The organism is Streptomyces sp. WG5, from assembly GCF_049974565.1.
Lineage (GTDB): Bacteria > Actinomycetota > Actinomycetes > Streptomycetales > Streptomycetaceae > Streptomyces.
The window spans coordinates 1-3,783 of sequence record NZ_JBNGGC010000088.1 but is presented as its reverse complement, the minus strand read 5'-3'; the positions used below and the strand labels follow the sequence as shown (position 1 = coordinate 3,783).

The 3,783-nt window shown below is 69.1% G+C and carries 4 protein-coding genes; all 4 read left to right on the top strand.

Going from position 1 to position 3,783, the window contains the following annotated elements; translation table 11 throughout:
• On the top strand, positions 1-569 hold a 569-nt coding region (locus ACP4IX_RS35910; protein ID WP_426558801.1), incomplete at its 5' end, for a hypothetical protein.
• Complete coding sequence (locus ACP4IX_RS35905) at positions 566-1,231, top strand: hypothetical protein (RefSeq protein WP_426558799.1); 666 nt, start codon at positions 566-568, stop codon at positions 1,229-1,231. The genes ACP4IX_RS35910 and ACP4IX_RS35905, both read left to right, overlap by 4 nt.
• Complete coding sequence (locus ACP4IX_RS35900; protein ID WP_426558797.1) at positions 1,231-3,255, top strand: putative T7SS-secreted protein; 2,025 nt, start codon at positions 1,231-1,233, stop codon at positions 3,253-3,255. Before ACP4IX_RS35905 ends, ACP4IX_RS35900 begins: the two co-directional genes overlap by 1 nt.
• A 79-nt stretch (positions 3,256-3,334) precedes the next feature.
• Positions 3,335-3,783: hypothetical protein (locus ACP4IX_RS35895; RefSeq protein ID WP_426558795.1), on the top strand; the 449-nt coding region annotated here is incomplete at its 3' end.

The following is a 3,783-nucleotide window of genomic DNA, read 5'->3' as shown; positions in this document are numbered from 1 at the left end:
CGGACAACGGGGGTGGCGCCGGGGCGCCGGTACGGCGCTCCCGGCTCGCCGACTACGCGGAGATGACCCGGCTGCCCAAACCGCCGGATGCAGCCCCAGAGCCGCCTGAGCCCGACACCGCCGAGGTGGCCGAGGCGGCCGGGACAGCGAGCCCGGGAGAGCCGGACGAGGTCGTCGAACCGTCCGCCGAGGAAGTCGCGGCCCGGCGTCGTGAGTTCATCTCGCTGCTGGAAGCCTTCCGGGACACCGCGGTGCTGGTTCCGCTCCGGAGTGATGGGTGGCTCACCGTCGACTTCGGTGGCGTGCGCTGGATCCTTGCCTTCTCCGACGAGTCGGCGTTGGCCCGGTACGCGCTCGCCCGGGACGAGGCGGACCTGGAGTGGACGTATCAGACGGTGCTCGGGGCGAAGCTGCTGGACGTGGCGGTGCCGGAGGCCGGTGTGCCGTGCGGGGTGGCGCTGGACGCGGCCGACGGTGCCGAGCACGCGCTGCTGCTCCCGCCGGTGACCGGGATCGTGCCCGACGCCTTCGCAGTGGACCACGCACAGCAAGGAGGGGCGCCTCGATGACGGGGGGCGGTAACGGAAAAGACCTGGCGGCGATCGGTCTCGACGAGATCGCCAAAGGACTGACTCTGGCACTGGACGAGTTGCGGGAACTGGGCATGGTCGGCGAGGCCGGTGCGGGCCGGGGCTTCGGCGACATCGCCCTGTCCGGGCTCGAACTGGGTGCGGAGGGGCTCACGAGCGCCTTCGGCTCCTTCTGCGAGCGCTGGGAGTGGGGGGTCCGCTCGCTGGTCTACGAAGGCAACGGGTTCGCGCTCAAGACAGGGCTGGCGGCCGGGACCTACTACGAGACCGACCAGTACGTGGAAGGCGCCCTGAAGGTCGGCGTGAACTCCGTGATGGGCAATCCGCACGCCTCGGAGGACGAGATCACCGGCAAGGACTGGGGCGAGGTCTGGTCGAACAACCCGATAACCCAGATAAGGGACGCCGACTACAGCAAGGAGTCCTTCGAGCGGGCCTGGGAGAACAGCGCCCAGGGCTGGCGGGACGCGGGCCGGGACGTCATGACCTCCGAGAACCTGGTCGGCATGGGAGTGGGGCCCGAGAGCCTTCGCGAGCGTTCCGGGGTCTCGGAAGAGACGTGGGAACGGATGCTGGACGAGCAGTTCGGCCCCTCACCCGAGGAACGTGCCCGCACGCAGGGCGGCGGAGGTGAGGGCTGATGGGCGTCCTCGACGACATCGGCAGTGGCCTCGGCAAGGTCAAGGACGGCATCCAGGACGGCGTCAACCACGGTCTGACCGTCCTCGAGGACGGTGTCGACGCCGGTAAGAAGATCGTCGGTGAAGGCATCGACTGGGGCACCGACCGGCTCGGCGAGGGGCTCGACAAGGTCGGCCTGGAGGGCGCCGCGGACACGGTGGAGGACTGGGGTGACGAGGTCGCCTCCAACCTCGGCGCCACGCCCGGAGAGCAGCAGCTCGGCCAGACCGAGGAGGCCAACGAGCTGGTCCACGGCAATCCGGAGAAGATCCGGACGAGCGCGAAGCACCTGCGGGACTTCTCCACCGCGTTCGACAAGGTCGGCTCGGGCATGAAGAAGGTGGACTCCTCCAGCTGGCGGGGCGAGGGCGGGGACACCTTCCGCGAGAAGTTCGGCGTCCACCCCACCAAGTGGCTGCGCGCGGCCGACGCCTGCGAGGCGGCGGCGACAGCGCTGGACTCCTACGCGGGCACCGTCAAGTGGGCGCAGCAGCAGGCGCAGGAAGCGATCGAGCTGTACCGGCAGGGCAAGCAGGCCTCCGAGAGGGCCGTCAAGGACTACAACAAGCAGGTCGACGCCTACAACGCCAAGATCAAGGCTGAGCAGGACCCCGGCCCGGCGCCGCCGCCGTTCCGCGATCCCGGCAAGGAGACCGTCCAGCAGGCACGGGACAAACTCGCCGCGGCCCGCAAGCAGCGCAATGCGGCCGCCTCCGATGCCGAGGGGAGCATCAAGAAGACCCTGGTACACGCTCCGGCCGAACCGCCGCCCCTGGAACGCCTCGGCAACAACCTGGTCGACGGCTTCGTGGCGACCGGCGTCGAACTCAACCACGTCGTGGGCGGCGTGATCAAAGGCACCGCCGGCCTGCTCACCTTCGCCCGCGGCCTCAACCCCGCCGACCCCTACAACCTCACCCACCCCGCCGATTACCTCCAGAACGTCTCGATGACGCTCTCCGGCCTGGTCTCCACCGCCGCCCACCCCGAGCGGGCCCTGAACGCCGCGGTGGAGGGCTTCAAGAAGGACCCCTCCGAGTTCATCGGCCGCCTCCTGCCCGAACTCATCGGCACCAAGGGCGCGGGCCTGGCGCGTGGCGGGTTGCGCATGGCCATGAAGGAGGGGGTGGAGACCGGCGTCAGGGGTGGCCTGCGGGAGGGCGCCGACGCCGCGACAGGCCCACGCTCGCCGTTCGGCGAGGGCACGGTGCACTCCGACTCCGTGGACGCTCGGTCCGCACGGGAGTTCCGCGACGAGCAGTACGGCGACCCGGGCGGTCCGGGAACGCCGGGTGACGGATTCTCGTACCAGTCCCACGTACCGGACGACGTGTGGAACGGGCTGAGTACCGAGCAGCGGCACCAGGTGGCCGCCGCGGAGCTGGAGGCGGGCGCACGCTCTTTCGCGGACCCGGACGCGGCCATCGCCTACGGCCGGGACAACTGGAACCGCTACGTGGACGACCTGCCGCCGGAGGCACGGAAGGCGCTCAAGGACTACACGGGGGAGCCGCCCTACTTGGGTGCGCCGGGCTATGCGACGTATAAGGAGATGAACGGCTACCTGCGGGGGCTGGATTCGGGACTGGGCACTCCCGAGGTACTCAACAACATCCGCGAAGTCGACAGGGCACTGGCCGGGAATCCGATTCCCGAGGACGTCATGGTCGTACGTGGCAGTGGTGTCGATCACCTGCACTTCAAGCGGCCGGAAGATCTGGTCGGCCAGACGATCAACGACCGTGGGTATACGTCGTCGTCGCTGGGCAACCACCCGGTACCGAGCTTCGAAGGCAAGCCCGCCATCATTCACCTGCGTGTCCCGGAAGGCACGCCCGCGGCATGGGTGGAGAACGTCAGCGACTTCGGTGTCACTGAGCGAGAACTGCTGCTCGGTCGTGATACGGGCTACCGGGTGACGCGTGCTTTCAAGGACGAGAACGGACAGATCCAGATCTACGGTGAGGTCCTGCCGCGTGATTGACTGCCCGCTGGATTGGCCCGAGGAGCCGGCGCCGAGCGCCTCGCCGCCGCAGTAACCGATCAGGAAAGACACGATCAGCATGAGCTCCGAGCACCCCGACCGCCGGATCAACCCCCGCTTCGCCGAGGACGTGGGCGGCTACATCGTGCCGGGAGGGCCGCCGCGGTACGCCAGTCACACCGGACGCCCTGTGCAGTACGTCGCGTTCGCCGACGCCGACGGCCAAGTGCTCGGTTACGTATGGGCCAATGACGAGGATGACGCCGCGGGTGTGGAAGTACGCAGCGCTGTGGAGCCCGGCGCTTCCAACAAGGCGGGAGCCTGGGCGCGTTACCTGCACAGAGCCAAGGAACGGAGCATCGCGCCCACCGAGGCCTTGGCCGAGATGATGGCGCAGCCGTCCTCCACCGGAGGATCCCACATCCTGCCGGACACTCTCACCCAGGCCGAAAGCCTCGCCGTCCTGGACGACCTCACCGAGCGGAGGTGGGGCAGGGACAACGTCAAGGGCGGCGCCATGGCGGCGAT

Excerpts from the sequence above, each read along its gene's own strand:
- ACP4IX_RS35905 (WP_426558799.1), top strand. The coding sequence starts at position 566 with ATGACGGGGGGCGGTAACGGAAAAGACCTGGCGGCGATCGGTCTCGAC.
- ACP4IX_RS35900 (WP_426558797.1), top strand. The coding sequence starts at position 1,231 with ATGGGCGTCCTCGACGACATCGGCAGTGGCCTCGGCAAGGTCAAGGAC.